This is a genomic window from Acidimicrobiales bacterium (assembly GCA_036399815.1).
Taxonomy (GTDB): Bacteria; Actinomycetota; Acidimicrobiia; order Acidimicrobiales; family DASWMK01; genus DASWMK01.
Genome location: DASWMK010000110.1, coordinates 20,004 through 36,208 on the forward strand (window position 1 = coordinate 20,004; position 16,205 = coordinate 36,208).

The 16,205-nt window shown below is 75.9% G+C and carries 17 protein-coding genes and 1 pseudogene; 15 read left to right on the forward strand and 3 right to left on the reverse strand.

Annotated elements, in window-relative coordinates; genetic code table 11:
* The first annotated feature begins 84 nt into the window (after positions 1–84).
* Positions 85–471 carry a DUF2203 family protein gene (locus tag VGB14_07860; GenBank protein HEX9992824.1) on the forward strand — a complete coding sequence of 129 codons (387 nt, stop codon included), beginning with the start codon at positions 85–87 and terminating at the stop codon, positions 469–471.
* 12 nt (positions 472–483) lie between these two features.
* Here the strand turns inward: VGB14_07860 and VGB14_07865 are convergent, their stop codons facing one another.
* Positions 484–2,028, reverse strand: a complete 1,545-nt coding sequence (locus VGB14_07865) for an AMP-binding protein (protein HEX9992825.1) — start codon at positions 2,026–2,028, stop codon at positions 484–486.
* A gap of 34 nt (positions 2,029–2,062) precedes the next feature.
* On the opposite strand from VGB14_07865, the gene VGB14_07870 reads away from it, so the two are divergent.
* The 11 genes and pseudogenes from VGB14_07870 (at position 2,063) to VGB14_07920 (ending at position 10,520) form a co-directional block, all read left to right on the forward strand.
* Positions 2,063–2,866: a transglutaminase-like domain-containing protein gene (locus tag VGB14_07870; GenBank protein HEX9992826.1), complete on the forward strand. Its 804-nt coding sequence runs from the start codon at positions 2,063–2,065 to the stop codon at positions 2,864–2,866.
* Positions 2,867–2,925: 59 nt separating this feature from the next.
* The gene (locus VGB14_07875) at positions 2,926–4,131 is read left to right on the forward strand and encodes an acyl-CoA dehydrogenase family protein (protein ID HEX9992827.1); all 1,206 of its coding nucleotides are present in this window, start codon (positions 2,926–2,928) and stop codon (positions 4,129–4,131) included.
* Between the two features lie 38 nt (positions 4,132–4,169).
* Positions 4,170–4,568, forward strand: coding sequence for a VOC family protein (locus VGB14_07880; GenBank protein ID HEX9992828.1), 399 nt, complete (start codon positions 4,170–4,172; stop codon positions 4,566–4,568).
* A complete protein-coding gene (locus VGB14_07885) occupies positions 4,565–5,332 on the forward strand; it encodes an alpha/beta hydrolase (protein ID HEX9992829.1) in 768 nt (255 codons plus the stop codon). The genes VGB14_07880 and VGB14_07885 overlap by 4 nt, the downstream gene beginning before the upstream one ends.
* Complete coding sequence (locus VGB14_07890) at positions 5,329–6,138, forward strand: patatin-like phospholipase family protein (GenBank protein HEX9992830.1); 810 nt, start codon at positions 5,329–5,331, stop codon at positions 6,136–6,138. The genes VGB14_07885 and VGB14_07890 overlap by 4 nt, the downstream gene beginning before the upstream one ends.
* 10 nt (positions 6,139–6,148) lie before the next feature.
* A complete protein-coding gene (locus VGB14_07895) occupies positions 6,149–6,577 on the forward strand; it encodes a DUF3151 domain-containing protein (GenBank protein ID HEX9992831.1) in 429 nt (142 codons plus the stop codon).
* A 2-nt stretch (positions 6,578–6,579) separates the two neighbouring features.
* Positions 6,580–7,122, forward strand: a complete 543-nt coding sequence (locus VGB14_07900) for a flavin reductase family protein (protein HEX9992832.1) — start codon at positions 6,580–6,582, stop codon at positions 7,120–7,122.
* Between the two features lie 19 nt (positions 7,123–7,141).
* Positions 7,142–7,678: pseudogene (locus VGB14_07905) on the forward strand (molybdenum cofactor guanylyltransferase).
* Between the two features lie 35 nt (positions 7,679–7,713).
* Positions 7,714–8,043 carry a rhodanese-like domain-containing protein gene (locus VGB14_07910; protein HEX9992833.1) on the forward strand — a complete coding sequence of 110 codons (330 nt, stop codon included), beginning with the start codon at positions 7,714–7,716 and terminating at the stop codon, positions 8,041–8,043.
* Positions 8,040–9,212 (forward strand): HRDC domain-containing protein, encoded by a 1,173-nt coding sequence (locus tag VGB14_07915; GenBank protein ID HEX9992834.1) that lies wholly within the window; start codon positions 8,040–8,042, stop codon positions 9,210–9,212. Before VGB14_07910 ends, VGB14_07915 begins: the two co-directional genes overlap by 4 nt.
* 75 nt (positions 9,213–9,287) lie before the next feature.
* Positions 9,288–10,520: a hypothetical protein gene (locus VGB14_07920; protein ID HEX9992835.1), complete on the forward strand. Its 1,233-nt coding sequence runs from the start codon at positions 9,288–9,290 to the stop codon at positions 10,518–10,520.
* 19 nt (positions 10,521–10,539) lie between these two features.
* Here VGB14_07920 and VGB14_07925 read toward each other — a convergent pair whose 3' ends face one another.
* Positions 10,540–12,072, reverse strand: coding sequence for an alpha-amylase family glycosyl hydrolase (locus tag VGB14_07925; GenBank protein HEX9992836.1), 1,533 nt, complete (start codon positions 12,070–12,072; stop codon positions 10,540–10,542).
* A 92-nt stretch (positions 12,073–12,164) separates the two neighbouring features.
* On the opposite strand from VGB14_07925, the gene VGB14_07930 reads away from it, so the two are divergent.
* Positions 12,165–12,368, forward strand: coding sequence for a hypothetical protein (locus VGB14_07930; protein HEX9992837.1), 204 nt, complete (start codon positions 12,165–12,167; stop codon positions 12,366–12,368).
* Positions 12,369–12,414: 46 nt separating this feature from the next.
* On the forward strand, positions 12,415–14,232 hold the full coding sequence (typA, locus tag VGB14_07935; protein ID HEX9992838.1) for a translational GTPase TypA: 1,818 nt from the start codon (positions 12,415–12,417) through the stop codon (positions 14,230–14,232).
* On the opposite strand, the gene VGB14_07940 is transcribed toward typA, so the two are convergent.
* The gene (locus tag VGB14_07940) at positions 14,229–14,984 is read right to left on the reverse strand and encodes a hypothetical protein (protein ID HEX9992839.1); all 756 of its coding nucleotides are present in this window, start codon (positions 14,982–14,984) and stop codon (positions 14,229–14,231) included. The genes typA and VGB14_07940 overlap by 4 nt on opposite strands.
* 24 nt (positions 14,985–15,008) lie before the next feature.
* Between VGB14_07940 and VGB14_07945 the strand changes: the two genes are divergently transcribed.
* On the forward strand, positions 15,009–16,202 hold the full coding sequence (locus VGB14_07945) for a GNAT family N-acetyltransferase (protein ID HEX9992840.1): 1,194 nt from the start codon (positions 15,009–15,011) through the stop codon (positions 16,200–16,202).
* Positions 16,203–16,205: the final 3 nt, after the last annotated feature.

The window sequence follows — 16,205 nt, forward strand, 5'->3', positions numbered from 1 at the left end:
CTCCATGGCCGTTTGCGCGGCAACGTACCAGACGCCTCCTGGCCACACGGTGTTCATCGGCGACGGTTCTGTCACAGTGGCGCGGTGGCGAGCCGGGAGTGGACGGTGGCGGAGGCCAACGCCGCCCTCGCGCGGGTCGCCGCGCTCGTCGAGCAGGCGAGGGACGCCGTGCGCTCCGTGCGCGAGGCGCGGGTGGCGCGCGCCGAGCTCGTCCGGCGCAACGGCCGGGGCCCCGGCGACGACCGCGGCGCGGCCGGCGAGGCCGCGCTGCGGGCCGTGCTCGGCGAGCTCGAGGACGACGGCATCGTGCTGCGCGACGTGGACCGCGGGCTGGTCGACTTCCCCGCCCGGTCGCCGAGCGGCCGGTCCTACCTGCTGTGCTGGGTGGTGGGGGAGCCGGAGGTGGCGTGGTGGCACTGGCCCGAGGACGGCTTCCCGGGCCGCACCCCGCTGTCGCAGCCGCCCGGCTGAGGCGGCCGCCGCTCAGACGACGCGCGTCTCGTGGCCGGCCCAGTACTCGTCCTTCAGCAGGCGCTTGTAGAGCTTGCCGGTGGGGTGGCGGGGGAGCTCCGGGCGGAAGTCGACCGACCGGGGGCACTTCACGTCGGCCAGCTGGGACCGGCAGAACTCCACCAGCTCCCGCTCCAGCTCGGGCCCGGCGTCCTCCATGGCCAGGGGCTGGACGACGGCCTTGACCTCCTCGCCGAACTCCTCGTGGGGCACGCCGATCACGGCCACGTCGGCCACCTTGGGGTGGGTGGCGAGGACGTTCTCGGCCTCCTGCGGGTACACGTTCACGCCGCCCGTGATGATCATGTGGGCCTTGCGGTCGGTGAGGTAGACGAAGCCCTCCTCGTCGACGTGGCCGATGTCGCCGAGGGTGGTCCACCCCTTCGGGTGGCGGGCCGAGGCCGTCTTCTCCGGGTCCTTGTGGTACTCGAACTCGGCGCCGCCCTCGAAGTAGATGGTGCCCGTCCGGCCGGCCGGCACCTCCTCGCCGTCGTCGCCCACGATGTGGACCGACCCGATCAGCGGCCGGCCGACCGTGCCCGGATGGGCCAGCCAGTCCTCCGAGTTGCAGTAGACGAACCCGTTGCCCTCGGTGCCCGCGTAGTACTCGTGGACGATCGGGCCCCACCACTCGATCATCTGCCGCTTCACCGGCACGGGCACCGGCGCGGCTGCGTGGATGGCGCAGCGGTGGGAGGACAGGTCCCGCGCCGTGCGCTCCTCCTCGGGGAGCTTCAGCATCCGGATGAACATGGTCGGCACCCACTGGCTGTGGGTCACCCGGTGGCCCTCGATGGCGTCGAGCGCGGCGACCGGGTCGAACCGATCGAGGACGACGGCCGTGGCGCCGAGCTTGTGCACCGCCCTCGTGAAGCGCAGCGGCGCCGAGTGGTACAGCGGCGCCGGCGTCAGGTACACGGACGACTCGTCCATCCCGAACAGGGCCTGGCAGAGCAGGGTGACGCCGTCGGGCAGGCTGCCGAGCGGGGCGACGGTGAGCGGCGGCTTGACCCCCTTCGGCCGCCCGGTCGTGCCCGAGGAGTAGAGCATGTCGGTGCCGTCGAACTGCTCGGCCGGCGGCTCGGGCGGGTAGGCGGCGATGGCGTCCTCGTAGGCGTCGTGGCCGTCAGCGGTGCCGCCGATCATGAGCCGGGCCCGCACGCCGGGCGTGTCGCCGACGACCGCGGCGGCGACGTCCCGCACGGCGGCCGAGGTGACGAAGGCCTTGGCCTCGCAGTCGTTCAGGACGTAGGCCAGCTCGCCCGGGGTCAGCCGGGTGCTGACCGCCGTGTAGTAGAGGCCGCAGCGGTGGGCGGCCCACAGCACGGACATGAACCGCGGGTGGTTCTCGACCATGAGCGCCATGTGGTCGCCGGGGCGGAGGCCGAGGTCGGCGAACAGCCGGGCCAGCCGGCACGACTCGGCGTCGAGCTCGCCGTAGGTGACGACCTCGCCGGTGCCGGCCATCACGACGGCGGGCTTGTCGGGGCGGGCGGCGGCGTGGACGCCTGGGTGCATGGCCGGTGACCGTACCGCCGGTACGGTTGGGGTCGTGGACCCCGCGGCGGCGGCTGCCCGCTTCGCCCGGCTCGTCCGCCAGGAGCAGCGGGCGGTGCCCCTCGACGAGGCGGCGCTGCTGCTCGCCGCCCACGCCACCCCCGGCCTCGAGGTGGCCGCCGAGCTGGCCCGCCTCGACGCCATCGCCGCCGGCTGCCCGGGCCCGACCCTCGACCACCTGCTGCCGTACCTGTTCGAGGACCTCGGCTTCCGGGGCGACCGGGACACCTACGAGGACCCCCGCAACTCGTTCCTGAACGAGGTGATGGCCCGCCGCCGCGGCATCCCGATCAGCCTGTCGGTGCTGACCATGGAGGTCGGCCGGCGCATCGGGGTGCCGGTGCAGGGGGTGGGCATGCCCGGCCACTTCCTGCTGCGCGACCGGGTGGACCACGAGGTGTTCGTCGACCCGTTCCACGGCGGCCGGTTGCTCGACCGGCAGGGTTGCGAGCGGCTGTTCCGGTCCCTCCACGGCCCCGGCGCGCCGTGGGACGAGGCCTGGCTGGCGCCGGTCGGGCCGAGGGCCATCCTCGCCCGGATGCTCGCCAACCTGGCCGCCGTCTACCGGGCGTCGGGGGCGCGAGGGGCGCTGGTGGAGGTGCTGCGGCTGCGGGCCGCCATCCCGGGCGTGGAGCCCGACGCCAGGGCGGCGCTGGCGTCCGCGCTCGCCGCCACCGGCCGCTTCGACCTGGCCGCCGGCGAGCTCGAGCGCCTGGCCGACGACCTGGAGGGCGCCGACCCGGAGCGGGCCAGCGAGCACCGGGTCGCCGCCGTCCGGGCCAGGGCCCGCCTCAACTGACGCCGGCCCGGGCGGGGTACTGTCTTGACCGTCCGGTCAACTTCTCGGAGGCTGCACGCATGACCGCCGTCGACGCCGCGCCCGCCCGCACCGACGAGGAGCGGGTCGCCGCCCTGGTGGACCGGCTGCTGGCCGAGCACCCGCCGGCCACCACGCCGCCCCGCGACTTCCTCGGCGCCCAGTTCGACCTCGGGCTGGCCTGGGTCCACTTCCCCGAGGGCCACGGCGGGCTCGGGCTCGGCCCCGGCCTCCAGCGCCTGGTCGACCACCGGGTGGCCGCCGCCGGCGGGCCGAACGCGTTCTTCCGCAACCCGATCGGCCACGGCATGGGCGCGCCCACCGTCGTCACCCACGGCAGCGAGGACCAGAAGCGCCGCTACCTCCGGCCGCTGTTCACCGGCGACGAGATCTGGTGCCAGCTGTTCAGCGAGCCCGGCGCGGGCTCCGACGTCGCCTCCCTCGCCACCCGGGCCGTCCGGGACGGCGACGAGTGGGTGGTGAGCGGCCAGAAGGTGTGGACCACCCTCGCCCACCTCGCGAGGTGGGGGATGCTCGTGGCGAGGACCGACCCCGAGCAGCCGAAGCACAAGGGGCTGACCTACTTCGTCGTCGACATGCACGCGCCGGGCGTGGAGGTCAAGCCGCTGCGCCAGATCACCGGCGAGGCCGAGTTCAACGAGGTGTTCTTCACCGAGGTCCGCATCCCCGACCGCGAGCGGCTGGGTGAGGTCGGCGAGGGCTGGCGGGTGTCGATCACCACCTTGATGAACGAGCGGGTGTCGATCGGCGGCGCCGTCGCGCCCAGGGGCTCGGGCCCGATCGCCGAGGCCGTCCGGCTGTGGAAGGAGGGGGGCCACTCGGACCCGGCCCGCCGCGACGAGCTCGTGCGCCTCTGGATCGAGGCCGAGGTGACGAGGCTGACCAACCTGCGGGCCTCCCAGATGCGCCGCCTCGGCACCCCCGGCCCGGAGGGGTCGACCGCCAAGCTGGCCTTCGCCGAGCTGAACAAGCGCATCTACGAGTTCTGCATCCACCTGATGGGCGCGGACGGGATGCTGTACGGCAGCTACGACATGGTCCGCCCCGAGGAGGTGGGCCTCGGCGGCAGGGACGCCAGGAAGATGTTCCTCCGGTCGAGGGCGAACTCGATCGAGGGCGGCACCTCCGAGATCATGCGCAACATCCTCGGCGAGCGGGTCCTCGGCCTCCCCGGCGACGTGCGGGTGGACAAGGAGCTGCCCTGGAGCAAGGTCCCCCGGTCCTGAGGCCCGGCCCCGCGGCCCACCGCTAGCGTCCCCCGGCCGTGGAGGTGCTCTCCAGCCGGGTGCTGCTCCGGCCGCACGACTTCGAGGCGTCGCTCCGCTTCTACACCGAGGTCATCGGCCTCCGCGTCTACCGCGAGTACGGCGCCGGCGGGCGGGTGACCGGGACGGTCCTGTTCCTCGGCGGCGGCTTCCTCGAGCTGCTGGCCCAGCCCGGCGACCACCGCGGGCCGCTCGGCGCCGGCGACGTCAGCCTCTGGCTCCAGGTGCCCGACGTCGACGCCGAGCACGAGCGCCTGGCCGGCCTCGGCGTCACCGTGGTCGCCCCGCCCGAGACCAAGCCGTGGGGCCTCCGCGAGTGCTGGGTGGCCGACCCGGACGGGCTGGCGCTGGTGCTCGTCGAGGTGCCCGAGGACCACCCACTGCGCCGCCGCCTGTGACCCTGGACGCCGCCACCGGGCTGTGGGTGGTCGAGGAGGGCGACCCGGACGGGCCGACCGTCGTCCTCGTGCACGGGTCGATGGACCGGGCCACCAGCTTCGCCAAGGCGGCCAGGCGGCTGGCCGACCTGCACGTCGTGCGCTTCGACCGCCGGGGCTACGGGCGGTCGGTGGGCGTGCCGGCCGTGGCCGACGTGGCCGTGCACGCCGCCGACGTGCTCGACGTGGCCGGCGGCCGGCCGGCGGTCGTGGTCGGGCACAGCATCGGCGGGGTGATCGCGCTGGTCGCCGCCGAGCGCCGCCCCGACCTCGTCCGCGCCGTCGGCGCCTTCGAGGCGCCCATGCCCTGGGAGCCGTGGTGGCCGCCGGTGACGGCGGGAGGGTCGGCGCTCGCCGCCGCGGTGGCCGACCCGGCCGGGGCGGCCGAGGTGTTCATGCGCCGCATGGTCGGCGACGCCAGGTGGGAGCGCCTGCCGCCCCGGACCAAGGCCGACCGCAGGGCCGAGGGGCCGGCGCTGATCGCCGACCTCCACATGGTCCGCAACGGCGTGGCCCCGTACGACGCCCGGGCGCTCCCCGTCCCCGTCGTGGCCGGGCACGGCACCGAGTCGGCGGCCCACCACCGCGAGGCGGCCCGCCGCCTGGCCGCCTCGGCGCCCGGCGCCGAGCTGGTCGTGGTCGACGGCGCCGGCCACGGCGGCCACACGAGCCACGCCGAGGCGTTCGCCGACTTCGTCCGCCGGGCGGTCGCCCGGGCCGGATGACGGTCGCCTTCGTCCTCGGCGGGGGCGGCAACCTGGGCGCCATCCAGGTCGGGATGCTCCAGGCCCTCGCCGACGAGGGCGTGCGGCCCGACCTCGTCGTCGGCTGCTCGGTCGGGGCGCTCAACGGGGCGGCGTTCGCGTCCGACCCGACCGGCGACTGCCTCGACCGGCTGGCGACCCTGTGGAAGGGGCTCGACGGCCGCGACGTGCTGCCCAGCCGGTGGCTGTCGACGACGGTGGCCCTCGCCCGCCGGGGCGAGGCCGTGCACACCCTCGCCGGCCTGCGGGCGGTCGTCGAGGAGTTCCTCGCCGGCCGGTCCTTCGCCGACCTGGTCGTCCCCTTCCACTGCGTGGCCACCGACCTCGAGGCGGCCGCGCCGGCCTGGTTCGCCGACGGGCCGCTGGTCGACGCCCTGCTCGCGTCGTGCGCCGTCCCCGCCGTCTACCCGCCGGTGGAGCTCGACGGCCGGCGCCTCGTGGACGGCGCGGTGGTCGACGACGTGCCTGTCGGCCGGGCCGTCGAGCTCGGCGCCGACCTGCTCTACGTGCTCACCGTCGGCACCGTCGACCGGCCGAGGCGGCCGCCCCGCCGCCCGCTCGACGCGGCCGTCGCCGCCTACTGGGTCGCCCGCCGCCACCGCCTGCGCCGGGAGCTGGCCGTGCTGCCCGCCGGCGTCGAGGCCGTCCTGCTGCCGACCGGCGACCCGCCCGCGGTGCGGCCGCACGACCTCACGAGGGCCGGGGCGCTGATCGCGACGGCGAGGGAGGCGACGGCGGCGGCCCTGGCCGCGCGCCGGGGTCGTTAGCCTCGGCGCCATGCCCGACCCCGTGTCGCTGACCCCGTCCGGGCCGCCGGAGACCGTCCTCGACCCGGAGCCGGCCGCCGCGCTCGCCGCCCTCGACGAGGCGCTCGCCGCGCCGGAGGGCGAGCGGCGGGACCGGGTGGCGGCCGTCGCCACCCGCTGGCCGGCCTTCCTCGACGCCTGGGCGAGGCTCGGCGACCTCGCCGGGGACGACGCCGAGGCGTACGCCTGCTACCGGGTCGGCTACCACCGCGGCCTCGACCGCCTCCGCCGCAACGGCTGGCGGGGCTCCGGGTTCGTGCGCTGGCGCCACGAGCCCAACCGGGGCTTCCTGCGCGCCCTCGACGGCCTCCGGCGGACGGCGGCCCGCATCGGCGAGGCCGAGGAGGCCGAGCGCTGCGCCGTCTTCCTGCGCCAGCTCGACCCCGAGTGGGAGGGGTAGGGATGCCCGTCCAGTCCGGCATCGTCGGCCCCGTCCCGGACGGCGCCGACCCGGAGGAGTACGACAAGCGCCGCCGCCGGGTGCTCTGGACGATGCCGTCGGGCCTCTACGTCGTCGGCAGCCGGGCCGGCGACCGCCGCAACGGCATGACCCTCAACCTCGCCACCCAGGTCTCGACCGACCCCAAGCTGCTCGGCATCTCGGTCGAGAAGGAGGCGCTGACCCACCGGCTGATCGCCGACGGCCGGTCCTTCACCCTCAACATCCTGAGCCGCGAGGACCGGACGATCGTCCGGAAGTTCACCAAGCCGGTCGAGGTCGACCCGGTGGCGAGGACGCTCAACGGCTTCCCGTACCACGACGGCCCGACCGGCGCCCCCGTGCTCGACCAGGCCGCCGCCTGGCTCGACTGCCGGGTGACGACCGAGGTCGACGCCGGCTCCCACACGTTCTTCGTGGGCGAGGTCGTCGACTGCGGGTTCCAGCGGCCCGAGGACGTCGAGGTCCTCCGCATGGAGGACACGAGGATGAACTACGGCGGCTGAGCTCGCCGGCGCCGTCCTCTGCGGGGGCGCCAGCCGGCGGATGGGCAGGGACAAGGCGCTGCTCCCCGTCGGCGGCCGGCCGCTGGCCGCGGTCGCCGCGGCTGCGCTGCGGGCCGCCGGCGCCGTCGACGTCGTGGCCGTGGGCGGGGACGTGGACGGCCTGCGCCGGGCCGGGCTGGCCGCCGTGCCCGACGACGAGCCCGGCCTCGGCCCGGTCGGCGGGATCGTGACCGCGCTGCGGCGGGCGCCGGCCGACCCGGTCGCCGTGCTCGCCTGCGACCTCCCGGCCGCCGACGGGGCCGCCGTCGCCGCCGTCGTCGCCGCCCTGGCCGGCGACCCGTCCGCCGACGCGGCCGTCGCCGTGGTCGACGGGCGCCGGCAGTGGCTGTTCGGCGCCTGGCGGCGGCGCTGCGCCGGCCCGCTCGCCGACGCCCTGGCCGCGGGGGAGCGGGCCGTGCACCGCGCCGCGGCCGGGCTGGTCGTCCTCGAGGTGGCCGTGCCCGATCCGGCGGCCGTCGCCGACGCCGACACCCCCCACGACCTGCACGCGCCGTGACCGTCCGTGCCGGACGGGGAGTTACCCTTGCGGGGATGGACCTCCCGCAGATCGACGTGGCCACCCTGGCCGACCGGCTGGCCGGGGGCGGCTACCTGCTGGACGTCCGCCAGCCCGACGAGTACCGCGACGACGGGCACATCGCCGGCGCCCACCTCGTGCCCCTCGGCGAGGTGGCCGACCGGGCCGCCGAGGTGCCCACCGACCGGCCGGTCTACGTGATCTGCCGCAGCGGCGCCCGCAGCGCGCGGGCCGTCCAGTTCCTCCGGGCCCAGGGGGTGGACGCCGTCAACGTCACCGGCGGGATGCTCGCCTGGGCCGACGGCGGGGAGCGCCCGGTGCGCACCGGCGACCAACCCGGGTGAGCGGCGACGGGCCACTCGCCCGCTGGGTGGACGACGACGAGGCCCTCGCCGACGTCGTCGACACGCTGGCCGACGAGTCCGCCTACGCCGTCGACACCGAGTTCCACCGGGAGCGGACCTACTTCCCACGCGTCGCCCTCGTCCAGCTCGCCTGGCCGGGCGGCATCGTGCTGGTCGACGCCCTCGCCGTCGACCTCGCCCCGCTCTCCAAGGTGCTGGCCGGGCCGGGCACGGCGGTCATGCACGCCGCCGCCCAAGACCTCGAGGTGCTCCTCCAGGAGTGCGGGGCCGTCCCGTCGGCCCTGTTCGACACCCAGCTGGCGGCCGGCTTCGTCGGCATGTCGACCCCGTCGCTCGCCGCCCTCGTCGAGCAGATGCTCGGCGTCCGCCTGCCGAAGGGCGACCGCCTGACCGACTGGCTCCGGCGCCCGCTCGGGCCCGACCAGCAGGACTACGCGGCCGCCGACGTCGCCCACCTCCTCGCCCTGCGGGACCGGCTGGTCGACGAGCTCGGGGCCTGCGGCCGGCTGGAGTGGGCGCTCGCCGAGTGCGAGGAGGCGCGGACCAGGGACTACGGGCCCCGCCCTCCCGAGGACGCGTGGCTCCGGATCAAGGAGGCCAGGGCGCTGCGGGGCTCGTCCCGGGGCGTCGCCCAGGCGCTCGCCGCGTGGCGGGAGCGGCGGGCCGCCGCCATCGACCAGCCGGTGCGCTTCGTGCTGCCCGACCTGGCGCTCGTGGCCATCGCCCAGCGGCCGCCGAGGACCCTCGACCAGCTGCGGACGGTGCGGGGCATCGAGGACCGCCAGGTGCGGGGGCCCCTCGGCCGGGAGATCCTGGCCGCCGTGGAGGCCGGCCTGGCCCTGCGGCCCGACCAGCTGCGCGAGCCCCGGCTGGTCGACGCCGGCCGCGAGCTGCGCCCGGCCGTCACGCTGGTGTCGGCCTGGGTCAGCCAGCTGGCGAGGACCCTACGCCTCGACACCGCCCTGCTCGCCACCCGGGCCGACATCGAGGCCCTGCTGCGGGGCGACGCCGACGCCCGCCTCGCCACCGGCTGGCGGGCCCAGCTGGCCGGTGAGCCGATCCGCCGACTGGTCGCCGGCGACGCCGCCGTCGCCTTCGACGGCCACGGCGGCCTCCTCCTCGAGCGCCGCAGCCACCTGCCCCTCTAGCGGCCGGCCGCGGTGAGGGCGCACCTCGCGCCGTACTGCGCCGATCTGTCACTATCTGCCCGGAAGGAGGCGGCCATGGTGGGATCGGTGTTGGCAGCGGCGGCGGTCCTCGCCGTCGGCGTCGCGGTGTCCCCGGGTGCGCTCGACCCGTCGTGGAGCGGCGACGGTGTCGCCACCCTCGACCTCGGCGATGACCAGCGCGCCAGTGAGGTCCTCGCCCTGCCCGACGGCGGGGTCCTCGTCGCCGGCTCCGAGTGGGCGCTCGGCGGGGTGCTCGTCCGCTACGGACCGGACGGCCGGCTCGACCGGACCTTCGGCGGGGGGGACGGCGTCGTCGGCGTGCGGATCGGCGGCCGGGCGACGGGCTACGCCGCCGCCGCGCGGCGCGACGATGGGACGATCGTCGCCGCCGGCTCGACCGACCTGCCCGAAGAAGGGGACGGCGGGGACGTCCTCGTCGTCCGCCACCTGGCCGACGGCTCGCTGGACCCGACGTTCGGCGGCGGTGACGGCTGGGTCGTCGTCTACCTGGACGGCATCCAGTCCGTCGATGCCGTCGCCGTCCTGGACGACGGCGGGGTGGCCGTCGCGACCATCGGGTTCGGCGCCGCCGGTGCCGTCGTCCGGTTGACGGCCGACGGCGACCTCGACGCCGCCTTCGACGGTGACGGCGTCGTCGAGCTCCCCGGGCTCGGTGGCTGGGACGTCGTTGCGACGGCCGGCGGCGGGGTCGTGGTCGCCGGGGACGCCGACGGGGTCCCGGCCCTCTTCGCCCTGCGGGCCGACGGGTCGCCCGACCCGGCGTTCGGCGGTGGCGACGGCGTCGCCACGGTGGACGCGTACGGGGCGGGCAGTGAGCTCCATGGGGTGGCCCGCCACAGCAGCGGGTTCTTCGCCACCGGGTCGGGGAAGGTGAACCGCCACAACGACGACCTCCTCGTCGCCGCCTTCGACGCGACCGGCGCGCTCGACGCCCGCTTCTCCGGTGACGGGATCTTCGTCGCGCCCCTGGGCAACCTGTTCGACCAGGGCAACGCCGTCGCCGTCCAGCCCGACGGGGGCGTGCTCGTCCTGGGGCAGGACCACACCGGCACGGGGGCGAGCGGGGAGGTGCCCGTGCTCCTCCGCCTCCGGGTCGACGGCCACCCCGACCAGACCTTCGGCGGCACCGGGCTCGTCCGCTTCCCGTCCCGCTACTTCCCCCTCCGGGCGCTGGCGGTGACCCCGGCCGGCGCCGTCGTGGCGGGCGATCGGTACGACCCCTTCGGGGGGCGCGACGGCATCGCCGTCTTCCGGATCGTCATCTGACGGCGCCGGCGGCGGAGGGTCACGCCGGCCGGAGCAGCACCGCCTGGTCGGGGGCGAGGGTCGTCTCCGGCGGGGCACCCTCGGCGGCGGGGTCGGTCGACACCTCGACCACCATGGCCCCGGGCGGGGACCACTCGACCGGCTCCGACGTGAAGTTGATCGCCACCGCCCGCCGGTCGGCGCCGCTCGTCCGCTCGTAGGCCAGGACGGCTCCCGGGGAGGCGAGCGGCGACCAGTCGCCCAGGCGCAGCGCCTCCGACCCCCGGCGGGCGGCCAGCAGCCGCCGGTAGAGGGCCAGCATCGACCCCTCGTCCTTCCGCTCGACCTCGGGGTTGCGGGTCTGGGCCTCGGGCGGGAACGGCAGCCACGGCTCCGCCGGCCAGCCGTGCCACGGCCCGTCCGGCGCCCATGGCAGCGGCGCCCGGCACCCGTCCCGCCCGCCGGGGTCGACCACCCGCCCGGGCGGGATCTCCGCGTCCTCGAGCCCCAGCTCCTCGCCCTGGTAGAGGAACGGGGTGCCCCGCAGGGTGAGGAGCAGCACGGCGGCCGCCCTCGCCCTGGCCTCGGACCCGTAGCGGGTGCGGTGGCGGGCGTTGTCGTGGTTGGACAGCACCCAGGTGGGCCAGGCGTCGATGGGCCCCAGCTCCTCGACCACCCGGTCGATGCGGTGGCGCCACTGCCCCGCGTCCCAGGGGGTGAACAGGGGCGGGAAGTTGAACGAGAGGTGCAGCTCGTCCCCGTCGCCGTAGTAGCGGGCCACCTTGGCCGTCGACAGCAGGTAGACCTCGCCGACCATCATCCGGTCGCCCGGGTACGAGTCGAGCAGGCGGCGCATCCCCCGGAGCAGCTCGTGGGTCGACTCGTGGTCGTTGAGCGACGAGTACGGCGTGTCGGCCAGCTCGGGGGGCACGTCGGGCAGGGCCGGGTCCTTGCCGATCCCGTGCACGACGTCGGCCCGGAAGCCGTCGACCCCCCGGTCCAGCCAGAACCGCAGCACCCCGTGCATGGCCTCGACCACCTCGGGGTTGGCCCAGTTCAGGTCGGGCTGCTCGGGCAGGAACAGGTGCAGGTAGTACTGGCCGGTCGCCTCGTCGAGGGTCCAGGCCGGCCCGCCGGTGAACGCCGCCCGCCAGTTGTTGGGCGGGCCGCCGCCGGCGGGCGGGTCGCGCCAGATGTACCAGTCGCGGTGGGGGTCGTCCCGGCCCGACCGGGCCGCCTGGAACCACGGGTGCCGGTCGGAGGTGTGGTTCGGGACGAAGTCGAGGAGGACCCTGATGCCGGCGGCGTGGGCGTCGGCCAGCAGGGCGTCGAAGTCGTCGAGGGTCCCGAACACGGGGTCGATGTCGCAGTGGTCGCTGACGTCGTAGCCGAAGTCCGCCATGGGCGACCGGTAGATCGGCGAGAGCCACAGCGCGTCGACGCCGAGGCCGGCCAGGTGGTCGATCCTGGACCGGATGCCCTGGAGGTCGCCGACCCCGTCCCCGCTCCCGTCGGCGAAGGATCGTGGGTAGATCTGATAGACGACGGCGGCCTTCCACCACGGTTCGGGCATCGCGTGATGCTACGGTCCATGCCCGTGGTCCCCGCCCCGCCGGGCGGTACACTCTGGCGCTGGCCATCGGTCGAGTCGGGAGCAGTGGCCCCGTGAAGAAGGGTCGTCATCGGCGCTTCGAAGAGGCGCGCAAGCTGAAGCAGGTCGGGCCGGACTTCCTCCTCGAAGATCCGGCTCTCCGCCCCCACCAGGACGACGACCGCGACGAGGACGACGAGTACGCGGAGATCGCGGCTCGGTACGGCGCCTTCGACGAGGACGACGAGGACGACGAGGACGACGACACCCGGGGCTGACCCGGGAGGTCTCGATCCAGCCGGGGGCCGGTAGGCTCGGTTCCCCGTGACCCCGGCCCCGGCGCTCCGCTCGGTCGCCCTGGTGGCCCACGTCGACCACGGCAAGACGACGCTCGTCGACGCCCTGCTCCGGGCCACCGGGCTGTTCCGATCCAACGAGACCCTCGTCGACCGCGTCCTCGACTCGAACGACCAGGAGCGGGAGCGGGGGATCACGATCCTGGCCAAGGCCGCGTCGATCACCTGGCGGGGGGTGCGGGTCAACCTCGTCGACACGCCGGGGCACGCCGACTTCGGCGGCGAGGTCGAGCGGGCCCTCGCCCTGGTCGACGGCGTGCTGCTGCTCGTCGACGCCGCCGAGGGGCCGCTGCCCCAGACCCGCTACGTCCTCTCCAAGGCGCTCGCCGCCGGGCTGCCGGCCGTCGTCGTGCTGAACAAGGTCGACCGGCCCGACGCCCGCACGACCGAGGTGCTCGACGAGGTCTACGAGCTGTTCTTCGACCTCGACGCCCCGAACCACCTGCTCGACTTCCCGGTGCTGTCGGTCGTGGCCAGGGAGGGGCGGGCCGTGAAGGGCGTGGGCGTGCCCGGCCCCGAGGACGACCTGACCCCGCTGCTCGACGCCATCCTCGACGCCATCCCCGCGCCCCAGGGCGACCCGGCGGCCCCGCTCCAGGCGCTCGTCACCAACCTCGACGCCTCCGACTACCTGGGCCGCCTGGGCATCGGCCGGGTCCACGAGGGCACCCTGCGCCGGGGCGACCAGGTCGTGCTCCTCGGCGACGGCGACGAGCCGCCCCTGCGGCGCCGGCCGGCCGCCCTGCTCCGCTTCGTGGGCCTCGACCGGGTCGACGTCGAGGAGGCGGCGGCCGGCGACCTGTTCGTGGTGGCCGGGTTCCCCGAGGTCGAGATCGGCGACACGTTCGCCGACCCGGCCGACCCCCGCCCGCTGCCCCGCCTCGCCGTGGACGAGCCCGTCCTGCGCATGACGTTCGGGGCCAACACGTCGCCGCTGTCGGGACGGGACGGCCGCTACGTCACCTCCCGCCACGTCAGGGAGCGGCTGGAGCGGGAGGCGCTCGGCAACGTGTCCATCCGCCTCGACGACGCCGGCTCGCCCGACCTCGTCGAGGTGGCCGGTCGGGGCGAGCTCCAGCTGGCCGTGCTCATCGAGTCCATGCGCCGCGAGGGCTACGAGCTCCAGGTCAGCCGGCCCGAGGTGCTGACGAGGGAGGTCGGCGGGGCCCGCCACGAGCCCCTCGAGCGGGCCGTCGTGGACGTGCCCGACGACCACGTCGGCACCGTCACCCAGGCCGTCGCCCCGAGGAAGGGGCGGGTGACCGACCTCCGCCCGGGCGACACCGGCCGCACGATCGTCACCGTCGAGGCCCCGGCCAGGGGCCTGCTCGGGTTCCGCTCGCTGCTGCTCACGGCGACGCGGGGCACGGCGCTCATCCACCAGCACCACGCCGGGTGGGTGCCGTGGGCCGGCGACCTCCCGAGCCGCCAGGGCGGCGCCATGATCGCCGACCGGGCCGGCGTGACCACCGGCTACGCCCTCGACAACCTCCAGCAGCGGGGCGTGCTGTTCGTCGGCCCCGGCGAGCAGGTCTACGAGGGGATGGTGGTCGGGGAGAACGCCCGCCCCGGCGACATGGTCGTCAACGTCACCCGCGAGAAGCAGAAGACCAACATCAGGACCCACGCCTCGGACGAGGCCATCCGGCTGACCCCGCCCCGGGCCCTGACTCTGGAGACGGCCATCGAGTGGATCGCCGCCGACGAGCTGGTCGAGGTCACGCCGTCGGCCATCCGGGTGCGCAAGCGCCTGCTCCGCGAGCAGGAGCGCCGCCGCTCCCGCTAGCGGCGGCGGGGCCGTGACGCCGGGTGGGGGAGCAGCGCCCCCGCCGACGCCTTGGCCGCCAGGTAGGTCGCCAGCAGGTCGTAGACCGGCTCACCCACCAGCTCGACGATCTCGTCGCGCATCCCCTGCCACACCGGCCGGTCGCCGGCCGCGAACGACTCGTGGCTGTCCGTGCACCACCAGTGGAACTCGAACCCGCCCGGGCCCCAGTCCCGGCGCTTCCACTCCCGCAGGGTGGACGTGACGTGCCCGTGGTCGTCGGTCTCGTCCTCGCGGCGCAGGGGCAGCTGCCAGCAGACGTCCGGCTTCCAGTCGAGGGGCCGCTCGCCCCGGCCGAGGGCGGCCCGGTGCAGCGCGCAGCCGGCCCCGCCGGGGAAGCCGGGCCGGTTGAGCAGGATGCAGGCCCCGTCGACCTGGCGGGTCACCGTCGCCCCCTCCCTCGTCCGGCGGGCGACGCCGCCGTAGCGGCGGGCCTTGGCCCTGAACTGCCACTCCGCCGGGGTGAGCTCGGCGGCCAGCCGCTCGACCCTGGCGACGTCCTCCTCGCCGGTGAAGTGGGCGCCGTAGGAGCAGCAGCCGTGCTCGAGCTCGGGGGCCGGGCCGGTCAGCACGCCCGGGCAGCCCCGGCCGAAGATGCACGTCCAGGAGCTGGTGAGGAACGTGACGTCGAAGACCCAGGTGCGGTCCTCCTCCGGGTCCTCGAACGACACCCACTCGTGCAGGTCCTCGTAGGAAACCCGGGGGGAGGCCATCCGGGGCCAGCCTACGATCCGCCGGTGACGACCGAGGTGCGCACGCCGGGGAACGACAGCGAGGTCGAGCGCATCGGCGCCATGTTCGCCCAGGCCTTCGACGCCGGCGAGGACGTCGTGCGCCGGCTGGTCGAGCGGGCCGACCGGTCCCGCATCGTCGCCGCCTTCGTCGACGGCGCCCCGGTGGCCGCCACCCAGGTGCGCCCGTTCGGGGTGTTCCTCGGCGGGCGGCGCGTGCCCCTCGGCGGCTACTCGCCGGTGGCGGTCGCCCCCGAGCATCGGGGGAGGGGGCTCGGCCGGCTGGTGTCGGTCGCCCCGCTGGCCGCCATGCGGGAGCGGGGGGAGGCGGTCGCCGGGCTGTACCCGGCGTCCACCCGGCTGTACCGGGGCGCCGGCTTCGAGGTGGCCGGCACGTGGTCGGAGCGCTCGGTCGCCACCCGCGCCCTGCTGTCGCTGCCTCGCGCCCCCGGCGTGGTGGCCAGGCGGGCGACCGTCGACGACCGGGCCGCGCTCGAGGCCTGCTACGCCCGGGTGGCGCCGACCCGCCACGGCCACCTCGACCGACCGGCCGGGTGGTGGGACGAGACCCTCTGGGACGACTTCCGGGCGAGCCACGTCTACGTCGTCGACGGGGCGGACGGCGGGGTGGCGGCGTACGTGCGCTACCGCCACGTCCCGGCCGCGGTCGACTACGACCTCGGCGTCCACGAGGTCGTCGCCACGTCCGCCGACCACGCGTGCGCGCTGTGGCGGATCGTCGGCTCGTCGTCCACCCAGGCGGCGACGACCTGGTTCAGGGCCCCGCCCGAGCACCCGCTCGTCCTCCTCCTGCCCGAGCAGGACGACAAGCCGGTGGCCCGCTACCCCTCCGAGCTGCGGCCGATGATGCGGGTGGTCGACGCTCCCGCCGCGGTGGCGGCGCGGGGGTTCCCGGCCGTCGTCCGGGCCGCCGTCGACCTCGAGCTGGCCGACCCGGACTGCCCGTGGCACGAGGGCCGGTGGCGCCTCGTCGTCGACGGCGGCGAGGGGCGCCTCGAGCCGGGCGGCACGGGCGCCGTCCGCCTCGGGCCGCGGGGCCTCGCCCCGCTCTTCAGCGGCTACGCCGGGGCGACGGCGCTCTCGGTGGCCGGGCTGGTCGCCGCCGACCGGCCCTCCGACCTCGCGACCCTCGACGCCGTCTTCGCCGGGCCCCCGCCCTTCTGTCCGGACTCGTACTAGATC

Excerpts from the sequence above, each read along its gene's own strand:
- VGB14_07875 (HEX9992827.1), top strand. The coding sequence starts at position 2,926 with ATGACCGCCGTCGACGCCGCGCCCGCCCGCACCGACGAGGAGCGGGTC.
- VGB14_07900 (HEX9992832.1), top strand. The coding sequence starts at position 6,580 with ATGCCCGTCCAGTCCGGCATCGTCGGCCCCGTCCCGGACGGCGCCGAC.
- VGB14_07865 (HEX9992825.1), bottom strand. The coding sequence starts at position 2,028 with ATGCACCCAGGCGTCCACGCCGCCGCCCGCCCCGACAAGCCCGCCGTC.
- VGB14_07890 (HEX9992830.1), top strand. The coding sequence starts at position 5,329 with ATGACGGTCGCCTTCGTCCTCGGCGGGGGCGGCAACCTGGGCGCCATC.
- VGB14_07940 (HEX9992839.1), bottom strand. The coding sequence starts at position 14,984 with ATGGCCTCCCCCCGGGTTTCCTACGAGGACCTGCACGAGTGGGTGTCG.
- VGB14_07920 (HEX9992835.1), top strand. The coding sequence starts at position 9,288 with ATGGTGGGATCGGTGTTGGCAGCGGCGGCGGTCCTCGCCGTCGGCGTC.
- VGB14_07910 (HEX9992833.1), top strand. The coding sequence starts at position 7,714 with ATGGACCTCCCGCAGATCGACGTGGCCACCCTGGCCGACCGGCTGGCC.
- VGB14_07925 (HEX9992836.1), bottom strand. The coding sequence starts at position 12,072 with ATGCCCGAACCGTGGTGGAAGGCCGCCGTCGTCTATCAGATCTACCCA.
- VGB14_07895 (HEX9992831.1), top strand. The coding sequence starts at position 6,149 with ATGCCCGACCCCGTGTCGCTGACCCCGTCCGGGCCGCCGGAGACCGTC.